This is a genomic window from Pseudomonadales bacterium (assembly GCA_041395945.1).
Lineage (GTDB): Bacteria > Pseudomonadota > Gammaproteobacteria > Pseudomonadales > Azotimanducaceae > SZUA-309.
In genome coordinates, this window is the sequence record JAWKZN010000001.1 from 1,384,224 (window position 1) to 1,401,146 (window position 16,923).

Below are 16,923 nucleotides of genomic sequence, written 5' to 3' on the forward strand. Positions count from 1 at the left end.
TCCTTTCCTTACTTTCCAGATTGAATGGCGTTTAAGTTGTGGCTGTGTTCATGCCGTCAGGCGGACAGGCAGATCCAGATAGCCCTTCACGAAACTCGATCGAACCCGGGTCGGCTCGCCCATCACTTCGATGCTGCTGAAGCGTTTGAGGATTTCCTCCCAGGCGATGCGCAGCTGCATCTCGGCAACCCGATTACCCATGCAGCGATGAATGCCGAATCCAAAAGCGATGTGCTTGCGCGCGTTTTCCCGGTCGATCTGAAACTCGTCTGCCCGATCGAATACGCTTGCATCGCGATTGCCGGAAACGTACCACATTACGACTTTCTCACCGGCCTTGAGGGTTTCCCCCCCAAGCCGGGTGTCTTTCCGAACCGTGCGCCGCATATGTGCAAGCGGCGTCTGCCAGCGGATGATCTCCGATACCATGTTCGGAATCAGTGCCGGGTTGGCGCGCAGCTTCTCAAACTGCTCCGGAAACTGGTTCAGGGCCAGCACTCCGCCTGACAGTGAATTCCGGGTGGTGTCGTTGCCACCGACGATGAGCAACACCAGGTTGCCCAGATATTCCATCGGGCGGGTTGGCAGATCCCGGGTTGAGTCGCTGTGCGCGAGCAGCGATATCAGGTCGTGGCCTGGCTCCTCCGCAACCGCGCGTTCTGCCCAGAGCCGGTTGAAGTATTCCAGGCACTCAAACAGCTCTGCACGACGCTGATCCTCAGACTCCACCAGGCCGGACTCTTCGTTGGCGGTGGCGACATCGGACCAGCGGGTGAGTTTGCGGCGATCCTCCCAGGGAAAATCGAACAGGGTCGCCAGCATCTGGGTCGTCAGTTCGATCGAAACCCGGTCCACCCAGCTGAAGGTCTCGCCAATCGGCAGTGCATCGAGAATGTCACAGACACGTTCGCGGATGATGGGCTCCAGCGCTGCGAGATTGCGCGGTCCGACAACGGGAGACACAACCTTGCGCTGAATGTCGTGCTTCGGGGGGTCCATCGCAATGAACATGGGCAGTTGAAAATCCTCGTCCGGATCATCAATCACGATTACCGGCTCCGAAGAAAAGACTTCATGGTTGGTGTCGACTTCCTTGATCAGATCGTAGGAACTCACCGACCAGTAGGGTCCGAAGGTGCTCTGTGCACAGTAGTGCACGGGCGCCTCCGCGCGCAGCCGTTCGAAGTATGGCCAGTGGGTATCCGATTCGAACAGAGCGGGCTGAGCCACATCGAGCTGTTCGAGTGGAATCGCGTAGGCCTGCTTACGGGCCTCATCGAGTCTGGTCTTCGCTGCTTTCAGATCCAGTGCCTGGCTCATAGTCTTCCCCTTGTGGCAGGTGTATCGGAGACACGGCCCCGACCATCCGGCTCCTTTTGTTCACTGCGCCCGGAATGTTCACAGTGCCCGGACTTCAACTCTACATCTGGAATTCGGGCACCTTCACCACCAGTCCGTCGAGTTCGTTTCGTACCGGTATCTGACAGGACAGTCGGGAATGGGGTTCCCGCTCCGGATTGAGGTCGAGCATCGACTCTTCGCGATCATTGGGCGCACCAACCTTGTCCCACCAGGCATCATCGACCACCACGTGACAGGTTGCGCAGGAGCACTCGCCACCGCAGTCGGCATCGATCCCGGGCACCAGGTTGTCGATGGCGGCGTTCATGACAGAAATACCGTTGTCTGCCTCGACCGGATGTTCTGTGCCATCGTGGGTAATAAACGTAATCTTAGCCATTCAAGACTCCTGCTCCAGATTTCCTGCTGTTTTAGTTCCGCACACCACATCCGGACCCATACCGGGTTGCCGGGATTCGCTGGCAGACACGGGATCACGAAATGTGAAGCGCGGATTGTAGCGATCTGCGCCAAAAATGACGATGCCAAGATTGTCAGGCCGGGTTTAAGACAGCCCCCGGTAAATACGCGGAATCCGGAGTGCGCTGACGGCCGTCAGCCCGCCGCTTCTGAAATCTTCCCCGCCCTGGCAGTCAGAAACTGATGGAGCTGACGGTCATGGCGGGAGGTCGCCGACAGCCGGCCCGGGCGTACAAAAGGCTGCCATCGGGGTGGCTGCCCCTCCGGACGATCCCCCATCACCGTCACCCGCTGAATCACCCGCTCACCTTCGAAGTCGTTGAGCACGAAGTGCTGGGTGCAGCGGTTGTCCCACATGGCGATGGTGTGCTCACGCCACCGGTAGCGCACCGTGAAGCGGGGATTGGAGACCCAGCGCGTCAGGTGCCGCAGCAGCGCATCACTCTCATAGGCGTTCATTTCGACGATTCTGCGCGTGAAATGTTCGTTAACATACAAGGCCTTACGGCCTGTTTCTGGATGCGTTCTCACTACCGGATGCACGGCCATCTGGTCCGGACGGTTGTGCGGTAAGGCGTCGTGCAGGGCAGTCAGGCCCTCGCACAGCGCCTGCATGGGTTCTGAGAGCTCGTCATAAGCGCGGTAGAGGCTGGCCCACATGGTATCGCCCCCCGTCTGGGGGCAGCGCACCATATGCAGAATGGACATCAGCGCCGGCTGGTCGCGGAAGGTGATGTCAGTGTGCCACTCATCTGCCACTCCACCCTGGGTAGCGGCCAGTTCGAACAGCTCCGGATGCTGTGTGAAGGGATTCTTGAGATTGGGATGACCCTCGAGCGGGCCGAACCTGCGACCCAGTTCCACATGCTCATCGACAGTGATTTCCTGCCCCGGAAAGAACAGGACCTGGTGCTCGAGCAGCAGCTCCTTGATGGTCTTTATGTCTGTGTCACTGGCGTGGGCAAGCCGCACGCCCGGGATCTCCGCGCCGAGGGCCGGTGCCAGGCGGTTGATCTGCCATTGTGAACCGTCGGAATCTGTCATCGTTCCTGCCCCTGTTCTGGAAGTGCGCCTATCTTGCGGGATTGAGTCCGGCATGCTCAAGGCCCCGGTTCGTCGCCCGAGACTTGCCCGTGGCGCCTCCGAGCGCCAGCATTAGCGGATGAAATGTCCGCACCTCCGCCTCGGCTGCTACCGTCTTGCCCTCATTGTGTGTATTGCGGGCCTGCTGGATGCTGCAGGCCCGCAGGGCATCGCAGGGCTGATGAGTGTAGCTGCTGCCAATGCCGCGCCCGCCGGTGCTGCAGGAACAGAGGCGGCCGGCGACGGCGCATCCAGGGCACATACCATCGAATTCGGCATCACCGATCTGCGCTTGCGCCAGGAAACCGCGCTGCCCAGTATCGAAGATCCCTCGGTCGCGCTGCGCCAGGATCCCGGCTGCCTTCTGTTCGAGGCGACCGTCGATTGCCCCGCGCGAGCGGACCTGGATATCGCCCCGGTCACGGTGACCCACCCGGGCAGCCTCCACCGGCTGCGTCGCGATGTCAGCAAAGCTCGGGACAGCCCGGGCGCAGACCACCTGATCGAGGAAGCGCTGCAGCGTATGGCAGACCCGGATCCGGACTGAGCGGGCAGCCGTTCACCGATCGACAGTCAGAAGGATTCCCGGACATCCAGATCGGCGCGGATTCTGGCATGACCGGCCCGACTGGTGTTGAGTCGGCGAGCACACTGATAGGGCACTGCGAGAAAGACAGCCAGAGGATGACGCCTTCCCCGGCGGGTACGCAGATTGTCCGAGATGGATCCCACAATCGGATCCGTTAGCGCATCCCACACCATCGCGATAAACAGTACGAGGCCGGCGCGGCTGCCTTTCAGACCGACCACACTGGTGTAGTAATAAAGTACAAAGGAGCCGAAGGCGACATCTTTGACTGAAAAGGACAGCGTTCCCGATGCGTAGCCGAGCTTCAGTGCGAGACCGTTCGGGGAACCTGGTGCCACTGCCTGCCTCGGTACGCTGTTCAGGATACCGCGATCAATAGTGTGCGCCTGTCTCGATCCAGCGCAGCAGCCTGGTGCAGTCTGCAGCCGGAATGCCCTCTGGCAGTGCGTGACCTATGTGAAAGCTCGAGCCGGGAACACACGCCTGCACGTAGGGATCACTGGCGGCTGCTTCTTCCGGTCGGACCCAGGCGGGAATATCCGGGCCCGGTGCATCTGTCAGCTGGTGATAGGTTGCGCAGCGCAGTGCCGCCGCCGCCGGTTGCAGACAGAAAGGAAATCGATCCGCATCCGGCGGGGTATCCAGACTCCAGGGACCGTCCGCACCACCGCGTACGTGGCAGGCACCGCAATGGGTTTTCAGCAGGTCATAGATTTCTTCGAAACCGGGTGAGTGTTGCTCCGGCAACGTGCCGGTACTGGGGGCGCCATTCAGGTCCGCGAGCGCAACAAGAGGGGCTGATAACACAGACAGGAGGACCCATTTCCAGAGGCCCGCCGAAGCCCTGACACAGAGTCCGCAGATCAGACGGGTCGACGGGAACAGGCGTTGACGCAGGCCAAACAGGAACCCTTCCAGCCTCATGTCAGCGTCTTTCCATTCTCGTGTCAGACTAGCGCCATCTTCGCGTATCCTCGCGCCATCCCCGTGGCGGGTTTTGTGGAGACACGCCGACCGGCACCGCCTCTTGACGGCGTGCAAACGCGTTGCGATCTGATCCCGCTACCGGGCTGCATCGTACAGCCCGGCGCTGGATCCATCCCGTACCGATTACCTGTCGGTCGGGTCGCGGCCGTCTGTCGGTGCACCCGTGCCGGAGGATCCCATGAAGATCTTGCGACCGTCGGTGAAGGTCACATCCCGACCATTGGCCCGATTCGAGCGATCCTTGGCCTGATAACCGTCCACGACGATCTCAGTACCCGGTACCAGAGACTGGCGGGTCAACCCGCGCCGCAGCAATGTGTTGGGCGTGCCGCCTTCCACCATCCAGACTTCCTTGCTGCCGTCTTCCGTGGTGATCTCCATATGAATCCACGCATGCGGGTTCACCCATTCGACTTTCACAACCGGCCCACGCAGCACCAGCGGACGGTTAGGATCGAACTCAGCACCGAAGGCGTGGTGCGCATTCACCGGTACCGAGCTGACCGTGAGCGCGAGGGCTACGCCGAATCCTGAAAATTTCAGTATCTTTAACGTCTTGAACATCTTGAACATCTCTCAGTTACTCTCCAACGATAAGTGTAAGGCTTAACGCCCACCGCTGCGACCGGCAGCGGATGGGCTCAATGCTTCTGCTTCCAGCAGGCGGGCACCGCGAAGAATGCCTTCCATCGCATAGTTGCCTTCATGGCAGGCGTATTCGTAGACCTGGTCAGTCGTGGCTGGCCAGGGATACTCGCCACCCCAGGGCGCACTCCAGGTATTCGGATCATCGACCCGGAAACTGTAGAGCAGGGTCTGATCATCGATGCGACGGAACCGCTCCACCACATGAAGGTCCCGGGAGGCCAGTCCCAGCGCCGGATTGTCTGTGAAGTTGGTGGTGTCTACGACGAGGGTATCCCCCTCCCACCAGCCTATGGAATCTCCGAGCCATTTGCGTACTGATGCCGGAGCGTGCTCGCTGTTGAGCCGGATGATTCGCGCATCGTGGACCATCTCCACGAGTATCATCACGTGATCCGGCGTCTGCACGATGCGCTTCATGTTGTTGTAGAGCGTGGGCAGCATGGGCGGTCCCCCGGTGGAACCGAAGCCGAGCAGACATCGATCACTGAGGGTCCGACTCTCGGGATCATCGTAAGGCCCCGGGCCTTCTTCACCCACCCACCAGGCATCGCCCTTGTTGTCCCGGAACATCGCGCGCCGCGCCGCCGCCCGTGCCGTCGCCGCGGGTGTCATGGCGGGTCTTCGGCCATCTGCCGGCTCGGTGAGAATGGACGTGCGATAGTCGCCATCGATTCTGAAAGCGGCATCTCCATTGTCGATCCAGAACGTGTTGTAGCCGCCGACGTTGCCGGCAGCGCCGGTGGAACCGTCGCCACCTTTCGGGGGTGCTTCCCTGTCGGGGTCACTGACTTCGAGATCCGCCTGCTTGTAGGCGGCAATGTCTGCTGCCATCTTTGCGGCGATGGCCGGACTCAGAACCAGCGATTCACCAAACTGCTCAGGACGCTCGAGCGGGGTGATCGTGGCGATATCGTAAGTGCCGGTGAGATCCGGCACTCGATCCGTGGACGGTACGGTGCGGGTCGCTGCAGCGACTGTGCCGACTGCCAGCAACAGTCCGAGCAGCGCTGCACCTGCCGCGCAGAATCCAGCGCCCGTCAGGGGGGTGCCCGGATGCTGCGTGCGATCAGTCCAGTGGATTGCGGCGATATTCGCCATACAGCAGTTCCTCGACGAATTCCACGCACTTGAAATCCATCAGCTGCGCGTTCGGTTCCATCCTGCGATACAGGGGCATGCTGATCTTCCAGGGGCGGGTGAAGGTTTCCGGATCCTCGATGGTGGCCTCATAGAGCATGTGATTCGGGCTGGTCGGCGTGTATCGTTCCGTTACGGTGAGCTGTGAACTGGTGAAATTGCCCGCACGGTCGAGCCACGCCTGACCGTTGAAACCGTTCGCAACCACAACCAGGGTATTGCCCTCCCAGTGCCCGACGGACTGACCCATCCAGGTATCCACCTGGGGCGGGCCGGGATCTTTCATGTAGATCTCACGAACGGCGCCCGCGTACTGGTAGGCGATGAAAACCGCGTCCTTGCTCTGAAAAATCTGGAAGGGTTGCGGCATGTAGGTCGCACGGGGTACGCCGGGCAGATAGCACTTCACTTCCGGATCGCGTTCGGCCCAGTTCGCCTGGTTTTCCTGCTTTACGGCCAGTGCTTCGGGCTTGTAGGGAATCGCACCCCCCTCTACCACGCCCATACCCGGCGGCACGGCACCTACCGCACCCATTGCCAGAGCCACTTTGGCCGGCACCGGGCCGTGAGGTCCTTCCCGGACCTGCAGTGAGGGCCTGGCCAGATGCAGTTCGAGATCCCAGTTCGCCTCATTCATCGTCTGCCAGATGCCGTTGAGGTCCGGGCTTTTGCCGTCCGGTCCTTTCGCAGGCTTGTAATCGGCTGCCAGTGCAGCAGGCGCACAGAGCAGCGCCACACACAACATCAGGACTCGCATAATCTCCCCTTAAGCTCTCAGTGATCTCTTTGAATTGTCTTTTTCAAGTCGGTGGAATCACCAGCCGGAATTCGGATATATACCCGCCCGGTGGGAATCAACACGCGCCAATCCGACCCTCTGTCTATATATTTACCACCTTCATCTGCGAGCAGCCACAAGAAATCCGAGAAAACCATGAAACTCGAAGGCCTGACCGTAATCGATCTGTCCGCTTTTCTGCCGGGCCCGACAGTGACCCAGCTTATGGCGGATCAGGGCGCCCGGGTGGTGCGGATAGAAAATCGCGCAGGGGGTGAGCCCACTCGCGAAATAGGCCAGCGTCGCGGTACCGAGTCGGTGTACTTCGCCTGCACCCATCGCGGCAAGGAGAGCCTGACCCTGAACCTCAAGGCTCCGGAAGGCGTCGAGGTTTTTCTACGCCTCGCCCGGCGTGCCGACGTGATCCTGGAGTCGTTCCGACCCGGTGTCGTGAAGCGTCTGGGTGTGGACTACGAAAGTGTCCGCGCGCTGCGGCCGGAAATCGTCTATGCGTCGATATCCGCCTATGGGCAGAGCGGACCCCTCCAGCAGGACCCTGCCCACGATCTTGCGGTGCAGGCAATGTGCGGACTGCTTTCCAACAATCTGGACAGCGCGGGAAATCCGGTAATGCCCGCCATGCCCGCGGGCGATATGCTGGCCGCGACGCTCACCCTCAGTGGCATTCTCATGGCGCTTCTGCGCCGCACCCGGACGGGGGTCGGTGACTACCTCGATGTTGCAATGATGGATTCCATCTTCGCCTGCATGCCCAACAGCATGGGCACAGCCTTTGCGGAAAAGCGCGCTCCCGAACCGGCACAGGAACGGATCTGGGGTGGCAACGCGCTGTATCGGATATACCGTACCCGGGATGACCGGCATGTGGTGCTGGGTGGTTCCGAGCTCAAATTCGCGCGCAATCTGCTCACCGCGCTGGATCGACCGGATCTGCTGCCATTGTGTGAGCTGCCGCCAGGCGCAGGGCAGCGGCCGCTGGTGGAGTTTCTCGGCTCAACCTTCGCAACCCGAACCCAGGCTGAGTGGATCCGCTTCTTCGCCGGGCTGGATGTGTGCTTTGCGCCGGTCAACGACCTCCGCGCCGGTCTCGATCTCGACCAGACAGCTCACCGGGAGATGCTGGTGACGGATAACACCGGCAAAGAGCATCTGGGGACACCGCTGAAATTCCACCACGAACCGGCGCGGATCAATTTCTCCGCTCCCGAGCTGGGCGCGCATACCGACGCCCTGCTCACCGAACTGGGTTACAGCAGGCAGGAAGTGAACGCGCTGCGAGCCGGCGGCGTCGTCTGAATCCGACACCACGAAAGGGGGCGCACGCTTTCATATACACAGCCCCTGTGCGGTGGCCACAGCCGGCGGTATACAATCCCCCGCCATGAACTGGCTCACATTGATTGTCGAATGGGGCGCACCCATCCTCTTCAGCTGCGCTGTCGCTGCCCTGTTCGTCTGGGCCGGTCGTCGATTCATTCCGGACGAACCGAGAACCCGGGTGTTCCGGCAGGTATGGATCATCACCGTGGTCCTGTCCACCAATGTGCTCATCGTGCTGGTCCTGCCGCTGGACACGGAAACCCGCGGGCAGCTGCTCAGTCTGTTCGGGCTGGTACTGACCGCCGTGATCGCCCTGTCCTCCACCTCTTTCGTCAGCAACCTCATGGCGGGCTTCATGCTGCGGGCGGTGGGAAATTTCCACCCGGGAGACTTCATCCAGGTGGCCGACCATTTCGGTCGGGTCACCGAGAGCGGTCTGCTCCACACCGAGATCCAGAGCGTGGATCGGGACCTGGTGACACTGCCAAACCTGTTTGTGATGAATCAACCGGTCAAGGTGGTGCGCTCATCCGGCACGCTGATCAGCGCAGAGGTTTCACTCGGCTACGACGTGCATCGCAACCAGATCCGAGATGCCCTCAAGGCCGCGGCCGAGACCGCGGATCTCAAGGAGCCCTTTGTACAGATCGTCTCCCTCAATGATCATGCAGTCGTCTACCAGGTGCTCGGTTTTCTGGAAGACGTCAGCAACCTGGTGAGCAAACGCACAGAATTGAACAGCCGCGTGCTCGACAGCCTTCACGCGGCTGGAATAGAAATCGTCTCCCCGGCTTTCGTCAATCAGCGGCGGCTTGATCCGGCTTATCGATTCATACCCGGTGAGCACACTGCCACCACGCCGGAGGATACGGAAGTCGAAAAACTGATGTTCGATAAAGCGGAACTGGCCGGCCACCTGAGCACTCTGCGCCATCAGAAGGAAGAACTGGAGGCCGAGATAGACGATCTGAAGTCCTCTGCGGAACCCTCACCTGCAGAAATCACCTGGCGTGAGAACCAGATCAGGTCCCTGGAGCAGCTCATCGATTCCATCGAGACGGAATGAGCATGCGGATTGCCATCGCCGGGATCTCCCACGAGACCAACACCTACTGCAAAGCGCCAACCACCGCTGCCGATTTTTATCAGCTGCGCGGCAGCCGGCTGCTGGAAACCTCGGGACAGGAATCGGATGTCGGTGGCGCTGTGGATGCCTGCCTTGCCGAAGGTGTTGAACCCGTTCCCCTGCTGTTTGCCTCCGCGCAGCCTTCCGGCACCATAGATCCCGACGCCTACCTGAGCTTCAGGGAAGAGATCATCACCGGATTGCGCCGTGAACAACCGGATGCGCTGATGTTGTGCCTGCACGGCGCAGGGGTTGCAGAAGGAATCGAGGATCTCGAAGGCGATCTGGTCGCAGCCATCCGTCGTGAGGTGGGGAATCGTCTGCCGATCACGGCGAGTTTTGATCTGCACGGCAACATCACCCAGCGCATGGCAGACGGACTCAACGGTGTTTTCGCCTGTCACCACTATCCACACATCGATCTCCATGCCCGGGCGGCCGAAGCGGTGCGACTGGCAATCCGGATATTCCGCCACGACCTGCGAACGTCAGTGCGCGTCATCCGCCTGCCGATGCTGTTGCCGACCTCGACCACCTATCTGGATCCGGGGCGGTCGATGCTCGAGCACATGCTGGCGGCAGAAAAAGCAGCCGGTGTGATCGATGTGAGCTGGTTTCACGGATTCCCGTACACCGACGTCGCTCACGTGGGGTGTTCTGTTGCGGTCACGACGGAAGCGGATGCAGAACAGGCGCAGCGCATCGCCGGTGAACTCGCCGAGTATCTGTGGGCGCAGCGGGAGCAATTCAGGCCGCAGAGTCTGTCTGCGGCAGAGGCAGTCGCGGCGGCGCAGGTGCTCGCTGGAAAGCGGCGGACAGGTCGGCGCGATGGTGCGCCCGGCAGCCGGGTGGGGCCTGTGGTGATCCACGAGACTTCGGATAACTGCGGTGGGGGTGCGCCGGGTGACGGTACCCATCTGCTGCGGGCCATGCTCGAGGCGGGGCTGAGCGGCGCATGCTTCGGTTTCATCGTAGACCCGGAGGTGGCAGCCATCGCCCACCGCGCGGGTACCGGCGCAACCGTTCAGATCGAGCTTGGTGGAAAGTACGATGATCTGCACGGCGCACCTCTTACCCTGAACGCCTATGTGAAGGCACTGCATGACGGACGGATCAGGCTGCAGGCCATGTTCAAAGGTTCACCGCTCAATCTCGGTCCGCTCGCCAGACTCCAGGCACAGGGCATGGACATCATCGTGGCCAGCCGGCGCAGTCAGACATTCGACCGCGAGCCGTTCCTGGCGGTCGGGATAGATGTGGAGCAGCAGCAGTACGTGGCGCTCAAATCGAGCAACCACTTCCGTGCAGGATTTCAGGAACTGGCGAGCGCTATTGTCACTGCCGATCCGCCGGGGCTCACCACTCATCACATCGAGGTATTTCCCCGGCTGCGCACTCAGGAGCCACTCTGGCCCACCGACCCGGACACCCGCTTTGCACCACACTGACAGCCTGCCGCTGCAGGCAATCACCGTTGTCGATCTCACCCGGGTGGTTGCTGGACCGAGCGCTACCCGGACCCTCTGTGACCTGGGCGCCACAGTTCTGAAAATCGAACCACCCGATGGAGATCTCCTGCGACAGGGGGTTCCGAAGGTATCCGGTGTCGCCGTCGGGTTCACCCAGCTCAACACCGGCAAGCGCATGCTCTCCATCGATCTGCAGCAGGTGGAAGGGCAGCGGCTGGTGCAGCGGCTGGTCGATCGCGCCGATGTGCTGGTGGAGAACTACCGACCCGGGGTCACCACCCGGCTGGGGCTTGATTTCGCTTCCGCGAGCGCGCGCAATCCCGGCCTCGTGTACTGCTCGATCTCCGGTTACGGACAGGATGGCCCCGCGGCTTCCCGACGGGCCTATGCGCCGATCATTCACGCCGAGCTGGGCCTGCTGGATCTCAACGCCCGGGAGCGGGAAACCGAGCCCCTGCCGGAGGCAGTCTCTCACGCGGATTTCGCCGTCGGCGCCCAGGCGGCGACGGCGATCCTCGCCGCACTCCTCCACAGGCAGGCCACCGGGCGCGGCCAGCACATCGACGTTTCCATGGCGGAGACGATGCTGGCGATGAACGAGTGGACGGCGGTCGAAGTCAACGGTGGCTTCGGCGGCCAGATCAGCCCTTTCCGACCTGGCAGGGCTGCGCTCCTCAAACTCCCGGATGGTGCCTGGGTACAGGTACCCGGCAATCCGACGACCTGGATCTTCGGTGTCGCCCGGGCCCTGGGGAAGCAGGGTGAGCTGGAGCAGCGCGGCTGGCTGACCCCCGCGGATACCCAGGGCCACGAACAGGCCATCAAGGCGCTGATGCAGAGCTGGGCTGCGGAATTTCCATCCGTGCGCGCCTTCGAAGCGGCACTGGATGCGGCAAGAATTCCCCTGGGACAGGTCAAACCCCTGGCAGGTACCCTGCACGAAGACTGGGCGCTGGCGAGGGGTGCCTTCGTCGCCGTGCGCTCAAACGATGAAGATGCGGAAGGTGCGCAGGTCCAGGTACCACGTTCGCCGTGGCGTTTTTCAGCCTCACCCGGAATCGGCCCCCGCACCGGCACCTGTCTGCGCGGCGCCCACAATCGCAGTGAACTGAGCGAGCGCCTGGGTCTCGATGCGGCGCAACTGGATTTACTGGAGCAGACCGGCGTGCTGTGCCGGGAGACCTCGTCCGTCAGTCCCTGAAAAAGTCGCCCGCAGGTCCCGGAAAAACCACCGGGCTCTCCAGTCCGCCGGTTCCAACACTCGACACGCCGAAGAAATAGTTGTCGATGACAAGGTTGTCCAAGGTCGCTTCGGTGACATCGCCTGCATCGCGATGGTGTGTCCAGGTCGGTGCGGAAGTTTCCCGCCAGTAGATCCGGTAGCCGGCCGCCCCCGGCACCGCCTGCCACTGCAGCCGGGTATCCGGCTGCACCGCACCTTCGATGGAAACCGCGTCCGGTGGTGCGGGTGCTGCTGCCATTGCGGCGAGGGAGACCGCATTGAGGGCCGTGAGTTTCGCCGCATAGGGAAAGTTGACCCCGGCAATCACATCACCATAGGCGACCCCGCCCTCCTCCCGGATGTCCTGGTGCTGGCGCCGGTAATTTTCGTTGGTCTCCATGATCCGCACAGCCGGATAACCGGCTTCGTTGAAGGGGAGATGATGGCCACCCCGTCCGAAGCGATCGAGTCGATAGACGAGCATCACATCGAGATTGGGTATGTACCTGTCGGCCATCAGGTCAATGAAACGGGCGAGGTTGCGCGAAGCGGAATCCACCTCACCGCCCGTGTAGCGCCGCTGCCGTGCCTCCTCTTCTGTCTCCGCCATCCGCGTACCTTCTGAGAACACGCGCGCAGTAGCATTATCGATCACACCGTTCACTCCTTCGATGTTGCCGATCATGTCGTTGTTGAGTACGGCCTGAATCGCCCAGCCCTGGGCACTGGCGGCGCGGGCCATGATTGCGCCGCCGTAGAGTCCCTGTTCTTCACCGGAGAGTCCGACGTAGACGATGGTTGCCGGGAACCTGTAGCGGGTCAGCACCCGCGCCGCTTCGAGCACGCCTGCCATGCCGCTTGCGTTGTCGTTCGCGCCGGGTGAGTCCGCGCGGGCATCCAGCGGGTCACTGACCCGGGAATCGATATCGCCACTCATGATCACATAGCGATCCGGCTCGCTTTCACCCCGCTGGATGGCCAGCACGTTCACAACCTCGGTGGGCGTGGGGATCCGCCTTCCGGATACCGTTTCGCTCTGGGTAACCACGGTAAGGCAGCCGCCACAGACCGCTGACGTACGCCTGAACTCCGCCTCGATCCAGCGTCTCGCCGCGCCGATGCCGCGCTTTTCAGAATCGGTGGCAGAGAGGGTGTGACGGGTCCCGAACCCCACAAGTGCGCGGATGTCGGCTTCGATGCGATCCGCACGCACCCGGGTGACAATGCTCTGCAGGTCCATGGGGTCATCGACCGGCGTACGTGTATCGGCCTGCACGGAACCCATCAACGCACCCGCTGCTGTCAGCACCATCGTCAGATGGAAACGCCGCCCGGGTTCTCTGCTCATGTATCACTCCCGAATTCCAGATTTCTCCGCGCGGTCTGCGCACAGTTCCCGCCGCTCAACCGTGGGCTACGCACCTGCATCAGAAGATATCCCAACCCGCTGCGTGAATCTCCCTGCCCGCCGCGTATTGACAGCGCTGAACCACTGACGGAGTCTACCCCGCACGCAGCGGTTTTCAGCAGCAGCTGATCTCGGCACACTTTCCTATCTGCGGGCATACCCCTACTGGAGCAAAACATGCAGACGGCCGCCATCATCATCAATTCCATGGAGCGGGTTGCACAGCGCAGCGGCGACATTACCCAGGCGATTTTTGCAAACTATCTGGCACGGTGCGAAGGATCCCGGGGACTGATGAGCCATATGGATCAGCATATGCAGGGTCGCATGCTTGAGCAGGTACTGCTGCTGCTGATGGAAGATGGAGAAGAGGAGCTGCAGCGTTATCTCGCCTTCGAAACTGCCAATCATGCCTCCTACGGTGTGGAGTACTACATGTACGAAAATCTTTTTGCCGCCGTTCAGGATGTCGTCTACGCCAGTCTTTCCGAGGATCTCACTGCGGCGGAGAAAGCGGCCTGGCAATCCCGTGTGCAGAGTCTGCTGCGGGCAGTCGAGTCGGCAACCCGCAGGCTGGCTGCCCCGGCCGCAAAAGCGATTCAGTGATCGTGTGAAAGTGCGGCCGCGCAGGCGGGGCGCGCCGCGAGATCGGCCCAGTACTCGGCAACCCGGGGCGGCAGGCGCTGTGGCAGGAACCTGTCCGCCAGCATGAGGGTGTAGCCGGTCATGATGTCTGCAGCCGTGAATTCCGCACCGAGCAGGTAGCTGCGTCCTTCCAGCGCTCTGTCGATCGCTTCCACACACAGCCAGGCACGAGCCTGCATCTCCTCGATGGCTGTCTGGCTCTGCTGAGCCTCCGGGATGGCCCGGCGGTGATTGACAATTTCACCCAGCGGGCGGGCGAAGGTGGCCTCGGCGAACCAGCTCCATTGCAGATAAAGCGCATGCTCAGGCGTGCCCCGTGCAGGCTGCAGACGTCCCTCGCCGTAGCGGTCGAGGAGATACTGCACCATGGCACCGGATTCGAAGAGCGTCAGATCGCCGTCCACCAGAACGGGGACCTTGCCCACCGGGTTTTTTTTCCGCCATTCGGCGCTCGCCCGATATTCCGGGGAGAAGTCCACCGGAATGACCCGATGCGGCAGCCGCAACTCCTCGCACAGCCATATGACCCGCAGGGATCGGGTACCCGGTGCGTGATAGATATCAATCATTATCGTCCTCGCTCGCTCTCACGACGCATTGTGCCAGCATTTCCCGCTCCGTTACCCGCCCTTCAGCTCGAGGTTGTCACCCACCCTCAACTATCGGACACTCGACATCAGGGAGGCTCTGCCGGAATCAGTCACTGACCACTGCGGTGATTCCGTCCGGAACAGGGAGCGGTGTGCAGGCTTGAATTCGGGAGGAAACGCCATGAGAAATTCTGAACGCGCCGGAGTGATGGTGATGCTGCTCGCTCTATTGGGCTGCACACCGGAGGAGGCGCCTTCACCACCGGCGAACCCTGCCGCAAACGCCGCAACCAGCGCAGCAGACACCAGCACCGCCACCGTGACACGCAATCCCCAGCGTGACGCCTACTACGGCGATCTGCACGTGCACACCACCTACTCTTTTGATGCCTTCATATTCGGCACCAGGACCACCCCGGACGATGCCTACCAGTATGCGAAAGGAGAAGCGATCCAGCACCCGGCCGGATTCGAGATGAAAGGGTCGGCCGCGCTGGATTTCCAGGCGGTCACCGATCACGGCATCTACCTCGGCATGCTGCCTGCGATGAACGATCCTGAATCGAAAGCAGGTCGCCATGAAATTTCCGTGGCGATCCGCGAAGCGAAGACGGCTGCGGATCGGCGTACGGCCTTCGGCCGGGTGATCGGCCTGCTGCGCGGCGATGTTACCGACGATCTCTTTGATATCGAGGTCTCCAAAGCGGCCTGGTCTGAGATCGTGGATTCAGCCGAGCGTCACAACGAACCCGGCGTCTTCACCACCTTCATCGGCTATGAATACACAAGTTCCGGTCCGGCATTCGAAAACCTGCATCGCAATGTGATCTATCGTGGTGGTCGCGCACCTGATATGCCCTTCACCGCGTCGATGAGCACCAATCCCGAAGACCTCTGGAACTGGATGGATGCCGAGCGGGCATCTGGCCGGGAGCTGCTGGCCATTCCCCACAACTCCAATGGCTCCAACGGCTGGATGTTCCGGCCTGGCCGATTCGACGGCAGCCCCATGGACGCCGACTATGCCGATCAGCGCATGCGGAACGAGCCGCTCGTTGAGTTGACCCAGGTCAAGGGCACTTCCGAAACCCATCCAGCACTTTCACCCAATGACGAATGGGCCGATTTCGAAATCATGCCCCTGCGGATCGCCAGTGACCTGCCCAGCCAGCCCGATGGCAGCTATGTGCGCCAGGCCCTGCAGCGGGGCCTCCAGTATCAGGACACCGAGGGATTCAATCCCTTCCGCTTCGGTTTCATAGGTTCCAGCGATACGCACAACGGTGCCGGATCATTCGAGGAATACAACTACTGGAGTAAAACCGGACTCACCGATGCGACACCCGAGCTGCGGGGTTCTGTTCCGGTCGCTTCCGGTGAAAAGGCAGGTTCCTACACTCAGCCGGCCGCCCGCTACTGGGGCGCCTCCGGACTGGCCGGGGTGTGGTCCGAATCCAACACCCGGGACGATCTCTATGATGCCATGCGCCGACGGGAGACCTTTGCCACCAGTGGCCCGCGGATTCCCGTGCGATTTTTTGCCGGTTTCGAACTGCCCGCCGATCTGCCGGGGCGCGCTGACAGCATCGCCCTCGCGTATCAGAAGGCGGTTCCCATGGGTGGCGACCTGCTGGCCCGCGGAGCTGCGGCCCCCGCCTTCTTCGTGTGGGCCGCCCGGGCTCCGGATTCGGCACCGCTGCAGCGCATTCAGATCGTCAAAGGCTGGATGGCGGACGGTGAGAGCCGGGAGCAGGTTTACGATGTCGCCTGCTCCGGCGGCGCGAGCCCGGATCCTGGCACCTACCGCTGTCCGGACAACGGTGCCAAGGTCGATGTGACCACCTGCGAGATCGACGAGGCGCGCGGGGCAGCCGAACTCGGCGCGTTGTGGAGAGATCCCGGCTTCGACCCGGCACAGCGCGCCGTTTACTACGCGCGGGTGCTGGAAAATCCCACCTGCCGCTGGTCGACATGGGATGCGCTGCGAGCGGGTGCCGCACTGCGTCCGGACCTGCCTGCCGTCATCCAGGAACGGGCCTGGTCTTCGCCAATCTGGTTTGAACCGTCCGGCGCGTAAGC

General features: G+C 61.8%; 17 protein-coding genes. 7 read left to right on the plus strand and 10 right to left on the minus strand.

What is annotated here, in order from left to right:
* Positions 1–48: 48 nt before the first annotated feature.
* From R3E82_06515 to R3E82_06525, 3 genes are all read right to left on the minus strand, one after another.
* On the minus strand, positions 49–1,320 hold the full coding sequence (locus R3E82_06515) for a cytochrome P450 (protein MEZ5550520.1): 1,272 nt from the start codon (positions 1,318–1,320) through the stop codon (positions 49–51).
* A gap of 100 nt (positions 1,321–1,420) precedes the next feature.
* Entirely contained in the window at positions 1,421–1,741 is a 321-nt protein-coding gene (locus tag R3E82_06520; protein MEZ5550521.1) for a 2Fe-2S iron-sulfur cluster-binding protein, read from the minus strand.
* A gap of 215 nt (positions 1,742–1,956) precedes the next feature.
* Positions 1,957–2,865, minus strand: a complete 909-nt coding sequence (locus R3E82_06525) for a TauD/TfdA family dioxygenase (GenBank protein MEZ5550522.1) — start codon at positions 2,863–2,865, stop codon at positions 1,957–1,959.
* Positions 2,866–2,983: 118 nt separating this feature from the next.
* Between R3E82_06525 and R3E82_06530 the strand changes: the two genes are divergently transcribed.
* Positions 2,984–3,451 (plus strand): hypothetical protein, encoded by a 468-nt coding sequence (locus tag R3E82_06530; GenBank protein MEZ5550523.1) that lies wholly within the window; start codon positions 2,984–2,986, stop codon positions 3,449–3,451.
* Between the two features lie 26 nt (positions 3,452–3,477).
* On the opposite strand, the gene R3E82_06535 is transcribed toward R3E82_06530, so the two are convergent.
* The 5 genes from R3E82_06535 to R3E82_06555 form a co-directional block, all read right to left on the minus strand.
* The gene (locus R3E82_06535) at positions 3,478–3,831 is read right to left on the minus strand and encodes an MFS transporter (protein MEZ5550524.1); all 354 of its coding nucleotides are present in this window, start codon (positions 3,829–3,831) and stop codon (positions 3,478–3,480) included.
* Positions 3,832–3,865: 34 nt separating this feature from the next.
* On the minus strand, positions 3,866–4,417 hold the full coding sequence (locus R3E82_06540; protein MEZ5550525.1) for a hypothetical protein: 552 nt from the start codon (positions 4,415–4,417) through the stop codon (positions 3,866–3,868).
* A 186-nt stretch (positions 4,418–4,603) separates the two neighbouring features.
* Positions 4,604–5,044: a DUF6152 family protein gene (locus tag R3E82_06545; GenBank protein ID MEZ5550526.1), complete on the minus strand. Its 441-nt coding sequence runs from the start codon at positions 5,042–5,044 to the stop codon at positions 4,604–4,606.
* 42 nt (positions 5,045–5,086) lie between these two features.
* On the minus strand, positions 5,087–6,226 hold the full coding sequence (locus tag R3E82_06550; protein MEZ5550527.1) for a hypothetical protein: 1,140 nt from the start codon (positions 6,224–6,226) through the stop codon (positions 5,087–5,089).
* Positions 6,195–7,022 carry a hypothetical protein gene (locus tag R3E82_06555; GenBank protein ID MEZ5550528.1) on the minus strand — a complete coding sequence of 276 codons (828 nt, stop codon included), beginning with the start codon at positions 7,020–7,022 and terminating at the stop codon, positions 6,195–6,197. The genes R3E82_06550 and R3E82_06555 overlap by 32 nt, the downstream gene beginning before the upstream one ends.
* A 177-nt stretch (positions 7,023–7,199) precedes the next feature.
* On the opposite strand from R3E82_06555, the gene R3E82_06560 reads away from it, so the two are divergent.
* From R3E82_06560 to R3E82_06575, 4 genes are all read left to right on the plus strand, one after another.
* A complete protein-coding gene (locus R3E82_06560) occupies positions 7,200–8,360 on the plus strand; it encodes a CaiB/BaiF CoA-transferase family protein (protein ID MEZ5550529.1) in 1,161 nt (386 codons plus the stop codon).
* A gap of 85 nt (positions 8,361–8,445) precedes the next feature.
* Positions 8,446–9,450, plus strand: a complete 1,005-nt coding sequence (locus R3E82_06565; protein MEZ5550530.1) for a mechanosensitive ion channel — start codon at positions 8,446–8,448, stop codon at positions 9,448–9,450.
* On the plus strand, positions 9,447–10,958 hold the full coding sequence (locus tag R3E82_06570; GenBank protein MEZ5550531.1) for a M81 family metallopeptidase: 1,512 nt from the start codon (positions 9,447–9,449) through the stop codon (positions 10,956–10,958). Before R3E82_06565 ends, R3E82_06570 begins: the two co-directional genes overlap by 4 nt.
* Positions 10,945–12,180 (plus strand): CaiB/BaiF CoA-transferase family protein, encoded by a 1,236-nt coding sequence (locus R3E82_06575; GenBank protein ID MEZ5550532.1) that lies wholly within the window; start codon positions 10,945–10,947, stop codon positions 12,178–12,180. The genes R3E82_06570 and R3E82_06575 overlap by 14 nt, the downstream gene beginning before the upstream one ends.
* Here R3E82_06575 and R3E82_06580 read toward each other — a convergent pair.
* Positions 12,170–13,549 (minus strand): M28 family metallopeptidase, encoded by a 1,380-nt coding sequence (locus tag R3E82_06580; protein ID MEZ5550533.1) that lies wholly within the window; start codon positions 13,547–13,549, stop codon positions 12,170–12,172. The genes R3E82_06575 and R3E82_06580 overlap by 11 nt on opposite strands.
* Positions 13,550–13,786: 237 nt before the next feature.
* Between R3E82_06580 and R3E82_06585 the strand changes: the two genes are divergently transcribed.
* A complete protein-coding gene (locus tag R3E82_06585) occupies positions 13,787–14,215 on the plus strand; it encodes a globin (protein ID MEZ5550534.1) in 429 nt (142 codons plus the stop codon).
* Here the strand turns inward: R3E82_06585 and R3E82_06590 are convergent.
* Positions 14,209–14,823: a glutathione S-transferase family protein gene (locus R3E82_06590; protein MEZ5550535.1), complete on the minus strand. Its 615-nt coding sequence runs from the start codon at positions 14,821–14,823 to the stop codon at positions 14,209–14,211. The two genes, R3E82_06585 and R3E82_06590, sit on opposite strands and share 7 nt — an antisense overlap.
* Before the next feature lie 202 nt (positions 14,824–15,025).
* Here R3E82_06590 and R3E82_06595 point away from each other — a divergent pair, with 202 nt between their 5' ends.
* Positions 15,026–16,921: a DUF3604 domain-containing protein gene (locus R3E82_06595; GenBank protein ID MEZ5550536.1), complete on the plus strand. Its 1,896-nt coding sequence runs from the start codon at positions 15,026–15,028 to the stop codon at positions 16,919–16,921.
* Positions 16,922–16,923 lie beyond the last annotated feature (2 nt).